The sequence below is a fragment of the Burkholderia sp. COPS genome, assembly GCF_019425585.1.
Taxonomy (GTDB): Bacteria; Pseudomonadota; Gammaproteobacteria; order Burkholderiales; family Burkholderiaceae; genus Burkholderia; species Burkholderia cepacia.
In genome coordinates, this window is sequence record NZ_WIXR01000009.1 from 364968 (window position 1) to 384770 (window position 19803).

Annotated in this window: 10 protein-coding genes and 1 pseudogene; 7 read left to right on the forward strand and 4 right to left on the reverse strand. The window is 64.0% G+C overall.

The genetic code is table 11. The annotated features are described in order from the left end of the window. Positions 1-59 precede the first annotated feature (59 nt). Positions 60-2051, reverse strand: a complete 1992-nt coding sequence (locus FOZ70_RS07595; protein WP_219705381.1) for a beta-galactosidase — start codon at positions 2049-2051, stop codon at positions 60-62. Positions 2052-2060: 9 nt separating this feature from the next. Continuing rightward, positions 2061-3209, reverse strand: a complete 1149-nt coding sequence (ugpC, locus tag FOZ70_RS07600; protein ID WP_069255090.1) for a sn-glycerol-3-phosphate ABC transporter ATP-binding protein UgpC — start codon at positions 3207-3209, stop codon at positions 2061-2063. A gap of 189 nt (positions 3210-3398) precedes the next feature. Between ugpC and FOZ70_RS07605 the strand changes: the two genes are divergently transcribed. Then, the gene (locus tag FOZ70_RS07605; protein WP_124922985.1) at positions 3399-4439 is read left to right on the forward strand and encodes a LacI family DNA-binding transcriptional regulator; all 1041 of its coding nucleotides are present in this window, start codon (positions 3399-3401) and stop codon (positions 4437-4439) included. 123 nt (positions 4440-4562) lie between these two features. Here FOZ70_RS07605 and FOZ70_RS07610 read toward each other — a convergent pair whose 3' ends face one another. Further along, positions 4563-5204: a GntR family transcriptional regulator gene (locus FOZ70_RS07610; RefSeq protein ID WP_048023710.1), complete on the reverse strand. Its 642-nt coding sequence runs from the start codon at positions 5202-5204 to the stop codon at positions 4563-4565. Positions 5205-5335: 131 nt separating this feature from the next. Here FOZ70_RS07610 and FOZ70_RS07615 point away from each other — a divergent pair, with 131 nt between their 5' ends. The 6 genes and pseudogenes from FOZ70_RS07615 (at position 5336) to FOZ70_RS07640 (ending at position 18663) form a co-directional block, all read left to right on the forward strand. Continuing rightward, a complete protein-coding gene (locus tag FOZ70_RS07615) occupies positions 5336-5812 on the forward strand; it encodes an OsmC family protein (protein ID WP_219705384.1) in 477 nt (158 codons plus the stop codon). 28 nt (positions 5813-5840) lie between these two features. Then, positions 5841-6113, forward strand: a pseudogene (locus FOZ70_RS07620) (glutathione S-transferase N-terminal domain-containing protein); the annotation flags it as partial. 303 nt (positions 6114-6416) lie between these two features. After that, entirely contained in the window at positions 6417-15833 is a 9417-nt protein-coding gene (bcpA, locus tag FOZ70_RS07625) for a contact-dependent inhibition toxin BcpA (protein ID WP_219705389.1), read from the forward strand. A 2-nt stretch (positions 15834-15835) separates the two neighbouring features. After that, entirely contained in the window at positions 15836-16648 is an 813-nt protein-coding gene (gene bcpI / locus FOZ70_RS07630) for a contact-dependent inhibition immunity protein BcpI (protein ID WP_175892972.1), read from the forward strand. 71 nt (positions 16649-16719) lie between these two features. After that, positions 16720-16902: a CDI system lipoprotein BcpO gene (bcpO, locus tag FOZ70_RS07635; RefSeq protein WP_226159916.1), complete on the forward strand. Its 183-nt coding sequence runs from the start codon at positions 16720-16722 to the stop codon at positions 16900-16902. A 24-nt stretch (positions 16903-16926) separates the two neighbouring features. Then, complete coding sequence (locus FOZ70_RS07640; RefSeq protein WP_219705392.1) at positions 16927-18663, forward strand: ShlB/FhaC/HecB family hemolysin secretion/activation protein; 1737 nt, start codon at positions 16927-16929, stop codon at positions 18661-18663. A 169-nt stretch (positions 18664-18832) separates the two neighbouring features. Here the strand turns inward: FOZ70_RS07640 and FOZ70_RS07645 are convergent, their stop codons facing one another. Continuing rightward, the gene (locus FOZ70_RS07645; RefSeq protein WP_059487691.1) at positions 18833-19783 is read right to left on the reverse strand and encodes a LysR substrate-binding domain-containing protein; all 951 of its coding nucleotides are present in this window, start codon (positions 19781-19783) and stop codon (positions 18833-18835) included. Between the last annotated feature and the right edge of the window lie 20 nt (positions 19784-19803).

The following is a 19803-nucleotide window of genomic DNA, read 5'->3' on the forward strand; positions in this document are numbered from 1 at the left end:
TCCATTCCTGTGTGTCGTCTTGTGCGTGACCGGCGCATCGTGGCGCCGGTGCCAGGGTGCTACGAACGGCTTCGATACACGGCGACGTCTTGCGGCCCGACTTGCGCGGTGCCGAGCACGAACGCCGACGGCGGTACCGCGTCGATCGTGTGCGGCGTGTCGCCATAGTTGAAAACGTAGGTCAGGCCGCCGCGCCGGCTCATGCGCACGCCGTCGCCGAGCGGCGTCGGCGTGAGGCCGGCTTCGGCCGCGACATCGGCGAACAGCCGGGCGGTGGTCGCGTCGTCGAACAGCGCGGCCCAGTAGTGCAGCGTGCCGTGCGACACGCAGGCCGGGTGACCGTCGGCGAAGCGCGCGCGCACGACGCTGCGCGTGTCGTCGTGCAGTTCGACGAAGTCGCGCCAGTGGCGCGCATGGCCCGCGAGCGGCGTACCGTCGCATAGCGTGCCGTCGATTCGCTCGGTCACGTTCGGCCGCAGCGATTCGACGCGCCATACGCGCACCGGCAGGATCGACGCGAGCGGGCCGGGCGGCAGCGTCGGCGGAATCTGCAGGTCGACGGTTTTCGAGCCGGTGCGCGGCCCGAACACGGCGTGCGCGCCCGAGGCCGCGAGCCGCGCGGCGAAATCGTCCGGGACGACCGGCAGCGGCGGCACGACGACGAGCCGGTAGCCGTCGAGCGGCGCATGCGCGGAAACGATGTCGACGTCGAGGCCGAGCGAACGCAGCGCCGTGTAGTACTCGAACGCGAAGCGCGGGTAGTGGAAATCGGCGCCTTGCGGCTGCACTTCGAACAGCCACTTCGCTTCGTAGTCGAACACGAGCGCGACGGGGGCACGCACCGCGCCGTTCGCGTCGACATCCGCGCCGGCGTCGAGCACGGCGGCGATCTCCTGAGCGACGCGCTGCGCCTCGCGGCCGCCTTCGTCGAGCCGGTTGTCCGGCGTGTTCAGGCCCGCATGCATCTGCTCCTGCGCGAACGGCGCCTGACGCCAGCGGAAGTACGACACGCAACCGGCGCCGTGCGCGAACGCCTCCCAGCTCCACAGGCGCACCATCCCCGGCAGCGGCGCGGGGTTCCACTGCGCCCAGTTCACGGGGCCCGGCTGCTGCTCCATCACCCAGAACGGCAGCGTCGACATGCCGCGATAGAGGTCGTGATTGAACGACGCGAAATCGGGATGGCCGGTGCGCAGCCAGCGCGCCTTCACGTCGGGCGCGAACCATTGCTCCTCGAGCGCGCCGAGCGGATAGCTGTCCCACGTCGCAACGTCGAGGTCGCGCGCCACTTCGTAGTGGTCGAACTCGGTGAACAGCTGCATGAAGTTGTGCGCGACGGGCCGGCCCGGCGAGTGCGCGCGGATCACGTCGACCTGCATCCGGTGATAACGCGCGACTTCGTCCGACGCGAAACGCCGGTAGTCGAGGCGATGCGACGGGTGCGCTTCGGTCACGGTGCCGACGGGCGCATCGACCTCGTCGAAATGGCGATACTCCATGCTCCAGAACACGGTGCCCCACGCGCGGTTCAGCGCATCGATCGTGCCGTAGCGCGCCTTCAGCCACGCACGGAAGCGCACGAGCGCGGCCGGCGAATAACTGACGACGGTCTGGTGGCAGCCCAGCTCGTTGTCGGTCTGCCAGTAGCGCACGGCCGGGTGCCGGCCGTAGCGCTCGGCGACCGCCGTGCAGATCTGCCGCGACGCCTCGAGATAGGTCGGCGACGAGAAGTCGTAGTGGCGGCGCGAGCCGAACGCGCGCGGCCGGCCGTCGGCGCCGATCGCGAGGATGTCCGGATGGCGGTCGACCAGCCATTTCGGCGGCGTCGCGGTCGGCGTGCACATCACGATCTCGAGGCCGGCCGCGCCGAGCACGTCGACCGCCCGATCGAGCCAGCCCCAGTCGTATTCGCCGGGCGACGGCTCGATGCGGCTCCACGCGAATTCGGCGATCCGCACCTGCTCGATGCCGAGCGCTTTCATCCTGCGGGCATCGTCGGCCCACATCGATTCCGGCCAGTGTTCCGGGTAGTAACAGACTCCGAGGCGCATGCCCGATCCTTATGCGTAGTGGTGAACGTGGATGTCGGCGCACGCGGGCACCGCGCGGCCGTCTTCGGCGAAGAGATGGCACGCCGCGGCCGGCGCATGTACGTGCACGCGCTCGCCGGTACGCACCTGCGCGTCGCCGGGCACTTTCGCGATCAGCGCGTGGCCGCCGGGCTGGTCGAGGTGCACGTAGGTCTGTTCGCCCAGGCGTTCGACGAGCGCGACGTCGCGTGCGAGTGTCGTGGCGTCGTGCGCGGCGCCGAGCGTCAGGTGTTCGGGGCGAATGCCGAGCGTCACGGCGGCGCCGGCGCCGAGCGCCGAGCCGTCGCGCGGCAGCGTGAAGGTTTCGCCGGACGGCGTGAGCGTGACGGTCGTGCGACGGGCATCGCACGCCGTGACGACGGCCGGCAGGAAGTTCATCCGCGGCGAGCCGATGAAGCCCGCGACGAAGCGGCTGGCCGGGTGGTGGTAGAGGTCGAGCGGCGCGCCGACCTGCGCGATGCTGCCGTGCTGCGCGGTGTCGGCGCCGGCGTGCAGCAGCACGATCTTGTCGGCGAGCGTCATCGCTTCGGTCTGGTCGTGCGTCACGTAGACGACGCTCGCGCGTTCGAACTGCCGGTGCAGCCGCGCGATCTCGATGCGGGTCTGGCCGCGCAGCGCGGCGTCGAGATTCGACAGCGGCTCGTCGAACAGGAACACGCCGGGCTCGCGCACGATCGCGCGGCCGATCGCGACGCGCTGCCGCTGGCCGCCCGACAGCGCCTTCGGCTTGCGCTCGAGCAGCGTGTCGAGCTGCAGGATGCGCGCGGCATCGCGCACCTTCCGGTCGATCTCGGCTTTCGGCACGCGTGCGAGCTTCAGCCCGAACGCCATGTTCTCGTAGACCGTCATGTGCGGAAACAGCGCGTAGCTCTGGAACACCATCGCGACGCCGCGCTCGGCGGCCGGCACGTCGTCGACGCGGCGGCCGTCGATCGACAGCTCGCCCGCGCTCAGGTCCTCGAGCCCGGCGATCATCCGCAGCAACGTCGACTTCCCGCATCCGGACGGCCCGAGGAATACGCAGAACTCGTGCGCGCCGATCTCCAGATCGACGTCGCGAATGACCGGCGCGTGATCGCCATAGGCTTTCTGCACGCGCCGCATCGAGATGCTCGCCATTGTCTCCGCTCCATGTTTTAATGCGCCATCATCGGTGATTAAGCGCTTAATCATCGCGATCAAAAAAAGAGGCGATGTGATCGCGGCCGAGTCGCGCCCATCGGTCGGGCGGCAGGGTGTGCGGCGATAGTGCGCCGCTTCGGTAAACGAAGCAAATACTGGATAGACGTCTCATATAGTGAGCAAGCGATGGCAACCCTGGATGAAGTGGCGCGCCGCGCCGGCGTGACGGCCGCGACCGTGTCGAACGTGCTGCGCGAGCGCGGCCGGGTGGGCGAGGCGACGCGTGCGCGGGTGCTGGAAGCCGTGGAGGCGCTCGGGTATCGGCCGCATCTCGCGGCGCGTGCGCTGGCGGAAGGGCGCGCGCCGACGGTCGCGCTGATGGTGTCGAGCATCGCGAACCCGTTCTACCCGGAGTTCGCGCTGGCGGTCGAGCGCGCGGTGCGCCGCAACGGGCAATTCCTGATCGTCTGCAATACGAATGAAGATCCGCTGCAAGGGCGCGCGTATCTCGACCAGATTGCCGGCACGATCTCCGAAGGGATTCTCGTGACCAACGCGAACCTGCACCTGCCCGATCTGCTCGACGTGGCGGCGCGCGGTGTGCCGGTCGTGCTGTGCCTGTGGGAGCGGCCGGAGGCGCCGCCCGACGGATTGCCGTGCGTCGCGATCGATTTTCGGGAGGCGGGGCGGATCGCGACGCGGCACTTGCTCGAGCTGGGCCACGAGCGGATCGGCGTGATCGTCGGCGGGTCGGCGAGCGGCGTGCAGGCGGCGCGTTACGACGGCTTCGTCGATGTGATGCGTGAAGCCGGGCTCGATGCGTCGATCGTCGCGGCGGAACCCGATTCGATCGACGGCGGCGTGCGCGCGGCGGGGCGGCTGCTCGACGCGCATCCGCGGCTGACCGCGCTGGTCGCGACCAACGACCTGCCGGCGATCGGGGCGATGCATGCGGCGGCCGATCGCGGCAGGCGTGTGCCGGACGACCTGTCGATCGTCGGGATCACCGACATACACCTGGCCAGCGACACGCGCCCCACGCTGACGACCGTTGCGATCCCGACCGCCGAGGCTGCGGGGCTCGCGGTCGAATTGCTCAATGCGCTACGCGACGCGGGCGCGCGCAGCAGCGCTGCGTCGCGCGTGCGGATCGCGTCGCTGCCGAAACTGGTGGTGCGCGGGACGACCGGCCGCGCGCCCGGCGGGAGCGCGACGCGGCCGATTTGATGTATCGATATGCTGAATGTCGCGACGGAGGTTGGCGCCGCGATTGGCGCGACCCGACAAGGCACGACAAGACCGGCCCGCCCCGCGCGCGCGGGGCAGCAGGCGGCACACGCAGCACCGGCTTCAATCGCCTTCGACGAGCCCCATCACGATGCGCCTGGCCGATTCGAGATGCACGACCGTCATCGACCGAGCGGCACGCGCATTGCGTTCGCGGCACGCCTGCAGGATCTCCTCGTGCTCGACCTGGAACGACGGCGTATCGGCGAGCAGCGTGGCCTGCAGGCGCTCGTACCGTTCGACCTGGCTGCGCAGCTCCGCGATCGTCTTCAATTGCCGTGCGTTGCCGCAGCACGAATACAGCAACGCATGGAATTCGCGGTTCAGTTCGCCCTGCCGGCGCGGCACGGCCGTATCGCCGAGCAGGCGATGGACGAGTTCGGCACGCGCGAGGGTCTCGTCGTCGAGCCGCTTCACGCTTCGGTAGATCGCGTCGCCTTCGAGCAGCACGCGCAGGTCGTAGATTTCCTGCACGTCCGACGCGCCCAGCATGCGCACCACGGCGCCGCGATTCCTGAAGATGTCCAGCAACCCTTCGCGCTCCAGGCGCTGGATGGCCTCGCGCATCGGAATCCGGCTGATGCCGAAGCGGTCGGCGAGGTCGCGCTCGACGAGCCGCTCGCCCGCTTCGAACTCGCCGTTGATGATCATGTCGCGCAACGAGGCGGCGACCGCGTCCGCCGTGGAATCGAGTTTGGCTTCCATGCCTGTGTGTTCCGTCAATTTGGAATAATGGTATACCAAACGAAAATCCGGTGCCAAAATGGCGAACGCAGGCGGGCTCCGTACGACGAAATCCGGCCCGGTCGAAGCAACCCACATCAATGGAGAGCGAGATGGCATCTGGCGAACACAAGTATCGCGTCGCAGTCGCATGGACGGGCAATCGCGGCACCGGCACGTCGGGGTATCGCGAATACGGCCGCGATCATGTGATCCGGGCCGGTTCCAAGCCGGAAATTCCCGGTTCGTCGGACCCGGCGTTTCGGGGCGACGCGTCGCGCTGGAACCCCGAAGACCTGTTGCTGGCGTCGGCATCGGCGTGTCACAAGCTGTGGTACCTGCACCTGTGCTCCGAAGCGGGCATTCGCGTGCTCGCTTATGTCGACGATGCGGAAGGCACGATGGTCGACCGTGACGAGCCGGGCCGCTTCACGGAAATCGTGCTGCGCCCGCACGTGACGATCCAGGCCGGCGACGATCGCGAGCGGGCGGAACATCTGCATCACGATGCGCACGCGAAGTGCTATATCGCGAACTCGGTCAATTTTCCGATCCGCTGCGAGCCCACGATCGAATTCGCCACGGCGTGACGCCGACACCCGCCGGACGAAATCGACGATGAAGCTTTTCTACTACCCCGGCAACGCCAGCATGGCGCCGCACTTCGTGCTCGAGGAAATCGGCCAGCCGTTCGAGCTTGAATACGTCGACCGCACGCACGATCGGCACAAGTCGCCGGACTACCTCGCGCTCAATCCGAACGGGCTCATTCCGGTACTGATCGACGGCGACCTGGTGCTGTACGAAGCCGCGGCCATTTGTCTGCATCTCGCCGATGCGCATCCCGAGAAGCGGCTGGCGCCCGAACTCGGCACCCCGGAACGGGCGCAGTGGTCACCGCAGCGACTCGTGCGCCCGGCGATCCAGCGCGCGATGAAATTCGATTCGCCGTTGTTCCGGAGTGCGTACAGGTGGATATACGAAAGGTCCGCTTGAAATCGATCTGGTCTGGCCGACGGATTCTTTGAGAAACCGATTGGGGATGTCCGATTCCATGTCAATCAGACGAGACTGAAATTCGGAATTTGTGGTTTCCATTCAACGGCTTGGCATTTGTTGACAGTTGCCTTTCGATCGGCTCGGTAAGATCGCGTTCAATAACCAAACGAACGGACGCGGGCCGCGTCGACCAGAATGAATAAGAATGCGCACCGTCTGGTGTTTTCCAGGCTTCGGGGTATGGTGGTGGCCGTCGCGGAGACAGCGACAGCTGAAGGGAAATCCGCAACAGGCGAAGCTCGCGCGCGGCGGCGGTCGTCGACGTCCGCCGCTCGCGTCCTGGTGGCGGGCGTCGCCGCACTCGGCATGCTACCCACCCTGTCCGATGCGCAGATCATCCCGACGCCCGGCACCAGCACGCAGGTGATCCAGACGCCGAACGGCCTGCCCCAAGTCAACGTGGCCAAGCCTTCGGGGGCCGGCGTGTCGGTCAACACCTACAACCAGTTCGATATCCAAAAGGCTGGCGCGATCCTGAACAACTCCGCCACGATGGTTCAGACGCAGCAGGCGGGCTGGATCAACGGCAACCCGAATTACGGAGCCGGGCAGGTCGCGCGGATCATCGTCAACCAGGTCAACAGCCCGAACCCATCTCAAATTCGCGGCGCCTTGGAGATCGCAGGCACTCGCGCAGAGCTGGTCATCGCTAACCCGTCCGGGATTTTAGTGGATGGTGGAACCTTCCTGAATACCAGTCGCGCGACCTTGACGACTGGCGTGCCGTTCTACGGCGCCGATGGTTCGCTCGCCGGTTACAAGGTCGACCGTGGGCTTGTGACCGTCTCGGGCACGGGCCTGAACGCTACCGGCACCGATCAGGTGGACCTTATCGCTCGCGCTGTACAGGTCAATTCCGCTATCTATGCGAAGAACCTGAACGTGATCGCAGGTGCCACCCAGGTCAACCACAACACGCTTGCCGCGACGCCGATCGCCGGCGACGGCTCCGCTCCGGCGGTCGCGATCGACGTGAGCCAGTTGGGTGGTATGTATGCCAATCGGATCGTCCTTGCATCGAACGAGTTTGGTGTGGGGGTCGCCAACGCCGGCACCATCGCTGCGCAGGCAGGCGACCTGACGTTGCAGTCGAACGGCCGGCTCGTGCTCACGGGCAAGACTGCGGCAAGCGGCAATATGGCGCTGTCGGCCTCGGGTGGTATCCAGAACAGCGGCATAACGTACGCGCAGCAATCGCTCTCGGCCAATACGAGCGCCGATCTCACGAATACCGGCACGCTCGCGGCGCAGCAGAATACGGCAGTGAATGCCGGGAGCGTCAACTCGACCGGCACGCTCGGCGCCGGCGTGAACAATGACGGCACCGTCGCACACAGCGGCGACTTGAACCTGACGGCGTCGGGCCTATTGACCGCGACCGGCCGGAATGTGGCGGGCGGCAATGCATCGCTGACGGGCGGCAGCATGAATCTCGCCGGCAGCCAGACAGCGGCGAACGGCAATCTGTCGCTGAGCGCGACGGTCGGCGACGTGAACCTCTCGAACGCGACGACGAGCGCGCAAGGCGCCATTCAGGCGAACGCATCGGGCACAGTGATCAACGACCACGGCAACCTGTCGAGCGGCGACAGCACGACGCTGACCGGTGGCAATCTGTCGAATCAGGGTGGCGAGATCTCGTCGCAGGGGCCGTTGTCGGTGAGTGTCGCCGGCCAGATCGCCAACCAGTCCGGCGGACTGGTATCCGAAAGTACGGCGGACGTGCGTGGTGGCGCCATCGCAAACAACCAGGGCACCGTTCAAAGCGCGGCCGGCATGACGGTGGCCGGCGCGTCACTGGATAACACGGCGGGCCGAATTACGTCGCTCAACGGAGATGGCCTGTCGGTGAAGACGAGTCGCCAGTTGACCAACGTCGCAGGAACGACCGCGAACGGCGCGCAAGGCGGTGTGATCGGCGGCAACGGTGATGTTTCGATCCAAGGCGCAAACGTTGTCAATCGCGGCGCGATTACATCCAATACGAATCTGCGGGTATCGGGCCAATCGGTCGATAATGGCAGCGGTACGCTGCAGGCTGCGCAAAAGGTGGCTGTCGATGCGGGCGCGCGCCTGATCAACAACGGCGGCTCGATCGTCGGTCTGACGGCCGCGCTGACGGGCACGACCCTCGACAATAGCGCGGGAGACGTTCAGGCCGTCCAGCTTTCGCTGACTGCAACCGACCTCGTGAACCACGGTGGCACGATCACGCAGACGGGCGCCGGCCCGATGGCCGTCAATGTGTCGCGTACGCTCGACAATTCCAAAGGCGGCACGCTGCAAACCAACAGCACCGACCTGGCGCTCACCCCCACCGCACTCGCGAATGACGGCGGGACGATCACGCATGCCGGCAACGGCACACTGACGCTCGGAGGCGGCTCGGGCTCGATATCGAACGTAGGCGGTTCGATCGCGAGCAACGGACGCGTCGCCGCCCAAACCGGCGCGCTAAACAACGCGGCGGGCTCGATCAACGCGCAGAGCGGACTGACGGCAACCGTCGCCGGCACGCTGAACAATGCGAGCGGCAAGCTGTTGTCGAATACGGATCTGAGCGTCACCAGTGGCATGCTGACGAACGATGGCGGCCAGATCGGTGCGGGCACGAACGCGACAATCCACTCAGGCTCGATGACGAACCAGGGCGGTTCGATCGTCGCGCCGAACCTGTCGATCACAGCCGCGTCGACGCTCGACAACAGCGGCGGCAAGCTCGAGGCCAATCAGCTTGGGCTCACGGCCGCAAACCTCGTCAACCACAGCGGCACGATTACGCAGTATGGGGCGTCAACGATGGGCATGAATGTCAGCGGCACGCTCGACAACTCGGCCGCTGGCGTGATCCAGACCAACAGCACGGATCTGACGCTCAAGCCCGCCGAGCTGAACAACGCGGGTGGCACCATCACACATGCCGGCACGGGCACCCTGACGATCGCGCCGGGCAATGGCTCGAGCGCGCTGAACAACGCGTCGGGCACCATCGTGACGAAGGGGCAAGCCATCGTCAACGCGGCCGCCTGGAACAACGCGAGCGGTATCCTCGCCGCGCAACGCGGCATCAACGCGACCATTGCAGGCGACGTGAACAACGCGCAGGGCCTGCTGCGATCGGACGTGTCGCTGTCGTTGAAGAGCGGCGGTGCCTTGTCGAACCAAGGCGGCCACGTCCAGGCCGGACAATCTACTGCTGGTGACACCAGCACACTCGACATTCAATCGGCTTCGATCGACAACGCGGATGGCGCCATTGTCGACCTCGGTGCGGGCAAGATGACGGTGCAAGGCGACAACCAGGTCGCGAACAGTCATGCCGGCGGTGTGTCCGGCATGGGTGCGATTACCGGTAACGGCGACGTGACGGTCAGCGCGGCATCGATCAGCAATACGCAGGGCGGTCAGCTCAGTGGGGCATCGCTGCATGTCCAGGGGAACTCGCTCGACAACAGCGGCGGCATCATCGGGAACGTCACGAATTCGAACGGCAACGTGAACGTTACGACGACCGGCGCGGTCACGAACACGAACGGCCAGATCGGCTCGACGCACGACCTGTCGGTCGCAGCGGCCACGCTGCAAGGTGGCGGCACATACAGCGCGGCGCACGACGCCACCGTGAACCTGCAGGGCGACTACACGGCGGCATCCGACACGCAGTTCAAAGTCGGTCACGATCTCGCCTTCACGCTGCCCGGCACCTTTACGAACAACGCGAACCTGCAGTCGGTCAACAACCTGAGCGTCAATGCGGGCAACATCGTCAACGCGGGCGCCCTGACGGCCGGCGGCTTGCTGCGTATGCAGTCGACCGATTTGACCAACACGGGGGCGCTGGTCGGCGCCAGCGTATCGCTCAACGCGACGAATACGATCTCGAACCTTGGACCGACCGCGCTGATCGGCGGATCGGACAGCAACGGTACGCTCGAAATCCTCGCGCGTGACATCGAAAACCGCGACGACACGACGGCCACCGACTCGATGGCGACGACGGCCATCTTCGGGATGGGCAAGGTCGTGCTGGCGGGCGGCAAGGACGCGAGTGGCAACTACACGAACGCAGCGTTGGTCAACAACGTGTCTGCCTTGATCCAGTCCGGCGGCGACATGGATTTGCATGCCGACAAGGTGACAAGCACGCGCCGCGTGATGAAAACTTCCATCAGCCAGATCGATCCGGCTTCTCTCGCGCAGTTCGGCATTCCGATCAGCGGACGCACGGGCCAGGTCGGCGTGAAGGATCCGTACAGCATCGGCGGCGTCTACACCGAGCCGCCTCACGGCGGTCAGTGGAACAGCACGTATCAGTTCACGACCTACTATGCGGACAGCGCGACGGCGACGACCGTAACGGACATCAGCCCGGCCGCCCAGATCGTGTCGGGCGGCAAGATCGACGCCTCTTCGGTCGGTACGCTGCAAAACTACTGGAGCAACATCGCGGCGGTCGGCGACATCAAGATGCCAGCCCGCTACGATGCCGACGGCTGGGCGGCGTCCGGTCAGAAACTGCCGGGCGTGTCGGTTTCCTACTCGGGGCAATATCACTACAACAATTACGACAATTCCGAATATGACTGGAAGCTTCCGTTCGGCAATGCACCGTTTGTCGGCTCTCGGCCGGGTGGCTACACGCAGGCGGCGCCAGCATCGATCAAAGACTACAAGTTGCCGCGTTACGATGCGACGTTGAATTCGAACGGCACGATTTCCGGTACTGGAGTGAGTGTCAACAACTCGGCGGGTAACGCATCGATTCCGTCGCTCGGCCTGCTGCCGGGACAGTCGGTGCCGGGTCTCACGCCTACCAATCTGAGCGGGAACGCGAGCGGTGCGAAATCGGGGGCGTCGTCCGTGCACGGTGGTGCGCCCGCGCCGGTCGACCCGATCATCGCCAGTGCGACGGCGCTGAACGTGCTGAACAATCTCGCCATTCCGCAGGGCGGATTGTTCAAACCGACTACCGCGCCGAACGCGAGCTATGTGATCGAGACGAACCCTGCGTTCACGAACCAGAAGAATTTCATTTCGAGCGACTACTTCTTCGGCCAGCTTGGCGTCGATCTCACGCACATCCCCAAGCGCCTCGGCGACGGTTTCTACGAGCAGCAGCTTGTGCGCAACGAAGTCACGTCGTTGACCGGCAAGGCGGTACTCGGGCCGTACGCCGACCTGGAGACGATGTACCAGTCGTTGATGGCGGCTGGTGCGAGCCTGTCGAAATCGCTCGATCTCCCGATCGGCGCGAGCCTGTCTGCCGATCAGGTATCGAAGCTGACCAGCAACGTAATCATGATGGAAACGCGTGTGGTCGACGGTCAGTCGGTGTTGGTGCCCGTCGTGTATCTCGCGAAGGCCAGCCAGCAGAACATCGACGGCCCGCTGATCAGCGCAACGAACATCGATTTCCAGAACGCGCAGTCGTTCGCGAACAGTGGCACGATCAAGGCGGACAATACGCTGGCAATCCAGGGCAAGCAGATCGACAACGCATTCGGCGCGCTGCAAAGCGGTGGGCTGATGTCGCTGAAGACAGAGAACAACATCGATCTGACGTCGGCGAACGTGAAGGCGGGCAGCCTTCAGCTTGATGCCGGCAAGGACTTGATTCTCGACACGGCGACGAAGACGAATACGCGCGTGAGTCGGGACGGCGCGACGAGTGTAGTGACGACGCTCGGGCCGACCGCCAAGCTGGAGGTCGCGGGTGACGCGTCGCTCGTCACCGGCGGCACCTTCCAGCAGAACGCGGGCAATCTGTCGGTAGGCGGCAACCTCGGGATGAACGTCGGCGGCAACTGGGATCTCGGTGCGGTGCAGACGGGCGAGCACAAGATCGTGCAACGCGCCAACGGCGTATCGAACACCGACATCAACACGGTCACCGGCAGCTCGGTGAAGGTTGGTGGGCAGTCGAGCATCGGCGTGGGGGGTGACTTGACGGCCAAGGGCGCGCAGATCGACCTCGGCCAGGGCGGGACGATCGCCGCCAAGGGTAACGTGACGCTCGGCGCGGCGAGCGCGACGTCGACGGTCAACAGCAACAGTTCAGGCAGTGATAGTCACGGCAGCTATGCGGAAACGCTGCACACGTCCGATCAGGCGCTGACCGGCACGACGCTCAAGGGCGGCGATACCGTTACGCTGGCGTCAGGCAAGGATCTTACAATCAGCGGTAGCACGATCAGCCTGGATAAAGGTAATGCGAACCTGCTGGCGGCCGGCGATGTGAATATCGGCACCGCAACCGAAACGCACGAGTTGAACTCTCACGAAACGCATAGCCACAGCAATGTTGTCAGCGGAGCGAAGATCGCGAGCGGGATCGACCAGACGGCGACCTATAGCCAAGGCAGCACGGTGTCGGCCGACGGCGTCAACATCGTCAGCAACCGCGACATCAACGTGACGGGCAGCAACGTCGTTGGTACGGACGACGTCACCTTGCAGGCGAAGCGCGACGTCAACGTCACGACCTCACAAGACACGACTCAATCGTCCAGCTATTTCGACAAGAAGGAGTCGGGTCTGCTCACGAATGGTGGTTTGTCTGTGACAGTGGGCTCACGCTCGGCCGCGCAGCAAGACCAAAGCAGTTCCGTGACGAACAAAGGGAGTGTGATCGGGTCATCGCAGGGCAATGTGACGATCCAGGCAGGGAAGGATGCGTCGATTGCGGGCAGTACGGTCGTTGCGGGCCAGGATGTCGGCATCACGGCACAGAACGTGACCGTAAATGCTGCATACGATACCTACAAGGACGCGCAGTCTCAGCAGTTCAGCCAATCGGGTTTGAGCGTCGGATTGGGTGGCGGCCTGGTTGGACTCGGACAGTCGATGGCAGGTGCGGTCCGCCAAGGCCAGCAGTCGGGTGACTCGCGTCTCGTGGCAGTGCAGGCGGTGGCGGCCGCCGAGCAGGCTTACCAGAACCGCGGTGGGATCAAGGACGCGGCCAATGCCCTGTCGAACGGCAACGTAAGCGAGGCTGCCAAGGGTGTTCAGGTACAGCTCAGCATCGGATCGAGCCATAGCAGCAGCAATGCGACGACATCGATCTCGAGCGCGAAAGGTTCGTCGATCATCGGCAACGGCAACGTCTCCATTACTGCGACCGGCGCGCCGGACGCGGACGGAAATGTTCAGGCAGGTACCGGCAACATCGCGATGACCGGAGCGTCGGTACTCGGCAAGAATGTTGCTCTCGACGCCAACCACGCGATCACGCTGCAAAGCGCGCAGAGCACCGATCAGAGCACGAGCTCGAACAGTTCGACTGGCTGGAATGCGGGCGTCGCGATCGGCGTGGGCAAGAACACGGGCATCAGCGTCTTTGCGAATGGCTCGAATTCGCATGGCCAGGGCAACGGCGACAGCGTGACGCAAACCAACACGACGGTGGCGGCCGGCAACTCGCTGACGATGATGTCGGGCGGTGACACGACGCTGTCGGGCGCCAAGGTGTCTGGCGACAAGGTCAAGGTAGATGTCGGCGGAGACCTGACGATGACGAGCCTTCAGGATACGTCGAACTACAGCAGCAACCAGCACAACACGGGCGTCAGTGGCAGCTTTACGTTCGGCTATGGTGGTGGCGTTGACGCGTCGATCGGCCATACCAGTATCGACGCGAACTATGCGTCGGCGAACCAGCAAACTGGCATCGTGGCAGGCAAGGGAGGGTTCGATGTCAACGTGACGGGCCATACGCAGCTCAATGGCGCGCAGATCGCGAGCGCGGCGCCGGCCGACAACAATACGCTGACGACCGGCAGCCTCGGATTTACCGACATCCAGAACAAGATGTCGTATTCGGGCTCGTCGGAAGGTTTTTCGACGTCGGGCGGTCCGAGCTTCGCGCAGACGAGCGATAGCGCAAGCGGCGTCACGCACGCGGCGGTGAGCCCGGCGAAGATTGTCGTGAAATCGGATGAGCAGAACGGCACGGACAGCACGTCCGGCCTGTCGCGTGACACGACGAACGCGAACCAGACGGTGGAGAACACGTTCAACCTGCAGAAGGTCCAGAACAATATGGCCTTCGCCCAGGCGTTCGGCAAGGTCGCGACTTTCGCGGTGGCGGAAGCGGCGACGCAGCTGGAAAACAGCAGCCCGCAGATGAAGGCGGTGTTCGGCGAAGGCGGTGCAGGTCGTGACGCGCTGCACGCCGCAGTGGCGGCGATCGGGGCAGCGCTGTCGGGTGGGAACATCGGTGGAGCGGTCGCGGGTTCGCTGGCCGGAGACGTGTTGCAGTCGCTGGCGCAGCCTATCATCGATCAGACCGTGAGCCAGTTGCCGCTGAGCGCACAAGCCGCCGCGCGGAATGCGCTGAACGAGATCGTGGCGACGGCGGGCGGTGCGGCGGCTGGCGCTGTCGCAGGTGGCGGTTCATACGGTGCGCTGGCCGGTGCAGGTTCGGCCGTCAACAACGAGCTTTACAATCGGCAGCTTCACGTAGAAGAGGTGAAGGTTGTCGAGCAGCTCGCAAAGGAAAAAGCGCAGGCGGTATGCCGTGGCGATTCCAGTTGCGTGGCGAAGGCAACGACCTACTGGACCGACATGCTCGAGCGCGCGGCGAAGGGAATGGTCGACGACACCGCCAACAAGGAAAACATGGCGTATCTCCAGACGCTGATCCAGACGGCTAACAATCCGACCAGCGAAGGTGCAATGGGCGGCCTCAGTTCCTACCTGGCGAACCTTCAGACCGCGCAAGATATGTTGTCGCAGTATATGGGCAAGCCGATTCTGGTCCGCGGCACGCCGATCATCTCCGACGGTTCGGCTCAGACGTATTTCAGTGCGACACCGGAGCAACGTTCCAATCAAAGCCTCAATGCGATATTGGGCTCGCTGCCTGGCTCGATCGTGCCGGGTGCGAGCCAACGCGATCAGAATCGAGTGGATTCCTTCGCGACGCAAAACGGCTCCGTGAAACCCGATTACACGATCGAGGAAACAGTCATCGGCGGTATCCTTACCAACAAAATCGCGTCGACAGCCGCGCGCGTGGGCGAGTCGATTGATGTTTGGTTGGCGGGGCCGGTGAATCCGACGGGCAAAGGGTTCATCAGCACCGGCAAGGTGACGATGGAGAGCATGCCGGTGAAATTGAATACCGCAGAACAAGGCGTGCTGTCACAACTCGACCAGCTGCCGTCCAAGGATTTGCAGGGACAGGCCCGTGAATATGTGGCGAACAACTACTTCGTACGGAATGGCTTTACGCCGCTTGATGGGAAGTGTGGGGCCAATTGCTTTGACGGCGTCTACATCAAGGGCGACACTGTCTACGTCAATGAAGTAAAGCCGTTGAACAAATCTGGCTCGATTAACTTAAATCCTGAAAACCCGGCGACCGGACTTCCGACTCAGCAAACGGATAATTGGGTGGAATACGCCATTAAACGTCTGAAAGACACCGAGGACCCGCAATTCGTTAACACGGCAACTGTTATAGAGCAAGCCATGAAAAAAGGAAAGCTAGTGAAGTTGGTTTCCGGAGTTGACTCCAATGGAATGGTTATTGTAAAGATTCCCCGGAATTAACCATGACAAATCGAACGGCATTGGATAAATTGGCGAATTTTGTTCAAATTGAGAGAAATGGAATTCCCGAGCTTGTTCATGATGCGATATATCGACGAAATAAAGTTCGCCTTGGCATTGTTTACAATGCATTGGCAAGTCGTGCGCGAGCACAGGCGGTTTTTGATTATTTTTCCGATAGAAATATCGCTGCGAGCAAGCAAAATTTTTATCTATCGTCAAAGTTATCCATAGCGAGTTGCGATTTGGATGGAGGTGCTAGTTTCACCACAGGACTTGAGATGCTCTGTGCGATCTTGTCTGATAACGAAAGTGTTATTGAGGCAGCGGCACGTATGGAAACGTCGACGCTGTTGAATGGAAGAAATGATCCAAAATCGGCGGCAGCGTTTCAATACAGATTCCAGCTCGCGATCTTGGGTAAGGATCAGGAGTTGGGGGCGCGTATCGAGGAGGTGAAAAAAAATGGAACCAAAGCTGATCGGCAGGCCATTTCAAATGGTGAGTATTTTTTCTCATTGCTTCTAGCTCGCGATGCCGCAGGGTTAAGGGCGTTGATCGAAAAGCGGCACGCAAACGTCAAATGCGTTTGGCCGGATTTGGAGAACTTCATCTCATACCTTGGGACGCTTGAGACAAAAATTTGCTGGCGACGTGGCATCCAAATTGAAATCGACCATCCGCTGGTGCCAATGGAGTTGATGCCAGTCAAGCCACTCGATCACTACGATGACGTCTACGACTTTCTGAAGCCGGGGTGGGTGCCGCCTCCGCAGGGACTGATTGGCCGCGTTTCCCGGTGGTTTAAGACGTGATCGGCGCACATCGCACTCGCTTTGAGGCAACGATGAAGAAATCCAAATGGCCCGTAGCCCTAGCGTTTGTCATGTCGACGCTTCTCGCTGCATGCGAGACCGTGCCACCTGATGCACCGCCGCGTCCTCCGCCGAAACCGGAAATGGAGCCTGTGTTGCCGTCGTGGTCGAGCACGATCTGGGTGATGGGCTTCTGGAAATGGAGCGGTACCGAATGGGTTTGGATTCCGGGGCATTTAGCACCCAAACCATAAAATCGAACGAACAACACCACCTCTATGACAATCCGTACCCCGGTCGTGCTGCTGTCGGCCGCATGGTTGATTCCAATGGCCGCGTCGGCGCAGGAAGCGCCGCGCCTGATCATTCCGGGCAACGACCAGCAAACCCGACAGCAGGAAGAGGCACGTGAGCGCGAACGGGCCGTCACCGCGCCCGGGGTACGATCGAACGTGGCGGCAAGCGCTGGGTATCCCACGCTGCCGTCCGAAACGCCCTGCTTTCGCATTGACCGCTTCGCACTCGACGTACCCGATGGGCTACCCGCTTCCCTGAAGTTGCAAGGCGCGTCGACGTTGCCGATGGATCGCTTCGCCTTCGCGCGCGAATGGCTCGAGCACTACACTGGGCAGTGTATAGGCAAACAGGGACTCGACATGCTCGTCAAGGGTCTGTCGCAAGCCATTCTGGCACGCGGGTACGTCACGACGCGCGTGCTGCTGCCCGAACAGGATCTGTCGACCGGCGCCCTCAAATTTTCGCTAATCCCCGGCGTAATCCGCCATGTACGTTTTGCCGGCGAGAAGCTGCGCGGCACCTGGAAGACCGCCTTCCCGACCGGCGACGGCGAACTGCTCAACCTGCGCGACCTTGAGCAAGGTTTGGAGCAGATGAAGCGCGTGTCGAGCCAGGACGTGTCGATGCAGATCGTCCCGGCCGACGTGCCCGGCGAAAGCGACGTCGTGCTCGACGTGAAGCGCGCCAAGCCGTGGACCGTCGTCGCGTCGATCGACAACTCGGGCACGCGGGCGACCGGCCGCCTGCAGGGCAACCTGTCGCTCGGCATCGACAACCCGCTCGGCCTGAACGACATCTTCAACGTCGGCGTGAGCCAGGATCTCGAGTTCGGCGACAAGCGGCTCGGCTCGCACGGCTGGAACGGCTTCTACTCGATCCCGTGGGGCTACTGGACCGCAACGCTCTCCGCATATACGAGCACGTACTACCAGCAGATCGCCGGCGTGAACCAGACGTTCATCGCAAGCGGCAATTCGAAGACGGTCGACCTCAAGCTGAACCGCGTGCTGTCGCGCAGCCAGAACGACGTGTTCGGTGCGCAGTTCCGGCTGTCGCGCCGCTTCGGCCAGAGCTTCATCGAGGACACCGAGATCCCGCAGCAGCGCCGCAACAATACGTTCGTCGAGTTCGGCTTGACCGATCGGCACTACTTCGGCAACGCGCAATTCGACGGCACGCTCGCGTACCGGCAGGGCATCGGAGCATTCGGCGCGCAGGAGGACATGCTTGCGGCCGACGGCGGCCCGACCTACCGCTACAGGATGGCCGTGCTCGACGCGAACCTGTCGGTACCGTTCGCGCTCGCGCAGCAACCGTTTCGCTACGTGACGACGTTCCACGGCCAGTACACGGGCAACACGCTCTACTACATCGACGACCTGACGATCGGTAGCCGCTATACGGTGCGCGGCTTTGACGGGGAGACGATGCTGGCGGCTTCGCGCGGTTTCTACTGGCGTAACGAGCTTCAGGCGCCGATTGGGCAGACGGGTATGGCGGTCTACGCGGGCCTCGACTACGGTCGAGTGTGGGGCCCGCAGCCGGTCGCGCTGGTCGGCACGCAACTGGCAGGCGCCGTGATCGGCATAAAGGGCAGCGTCGCGACTCGATTGGGCGCCTACGGTTACGACCTGTTTGCCGGCACGCCGATCTACAAGCCATCCGGATTCCCAACGGCACGCGTAACGGTGGGTTTTCAGGTCACGGCACAGTTCTGATGAAGCGAGCGCAATACGGCACCCGGCCCGCCGTCGTTGAAGAGGGCGGCGGCGAAGCGCGAGAGCTGACGACTTCGATCGCATAGAACGGGTACTGTCGTCGGAGAGCCCCGAACGACGACCTTGCTCTCCACGTCCGGCGGCGGAACCCTACCCTACCGCCGCTACCTCACGGCACGACCCCATAAACCCCCCGCGCCGCCGCGCGAATCGCATCGGCCATCACCGCGACGGCCGGCGAATGCAGCCGGTCGGTGCGCGTGATGATCCCGAAATCGTCCATCCGGCAATCCATCTCCAGCGGCAGCATCGTGACGATCCCGTGCCGCGCGTAGTAGCGCGCGACGTCCTCGGCCAGCACCGCGATCATGTCGCTCTGTTCGAGCAGCTGCGTGATGAACAGCAGCGCGGACGTCTCGACGAGGTTCGCCGGCGGCGCGAGGCTCGCGCGCTGGAACACGAGCTCGAAGCGATGGCGCAGCACGCTGCCGGCCGGCGGCACGACCCACGCGGCGCGCTGCACGTCCGCGAGCGCCAGCGGCGCCTGCGCGAGCAGCGGATGGCCGGTCCGCACGACGGCCGCCACCGACTCGCCGGTCAGCGGCTCGTAGCGCAGCCGCAGCTTGTCGTGTTCGGCGGAAAGCCGGCCGACCACGATGTCGATCTTGTCCTGCGCGAGATGCTCGAGCAGCACGTTGCTGGTGTCGATCTCGACCGATACGTGCAGGCCCGCATGCGTGCCCTTCACCGCGGCCACCGCCGGCGGCACGAGCCGCAAGCCCGGCGACGTGATCGCGCCCACCGCCACGTGGCCGAGATGGCCGGCCTTCAGCGCGGCCAGTTCCTCGTGCGCCTGGTCGAGGCTGCCGAGCGCCGCGCGCGCGTGACGGATCAGCGCATCGCCGTACAGCGTCGGCCGCATCCCGCGCGGCAGGCGTTCGAACAGCACCGCGCCGATCGATTCCTCGAGTTCGCGCAGCAGCTTCGACGCGGCCGGCTGCGTCATGTTCAGCGCGGCCGCCGCGCGGTGGATGCTGCCTTCGTCGGCAAGCGCGACGACCAGCAGAAGCTGGCGCGTCTTCAGGCGGCCACGGTTTCCCCACGGGCTGGCTTCGGGCATCGTACGGGTTTATATCGATA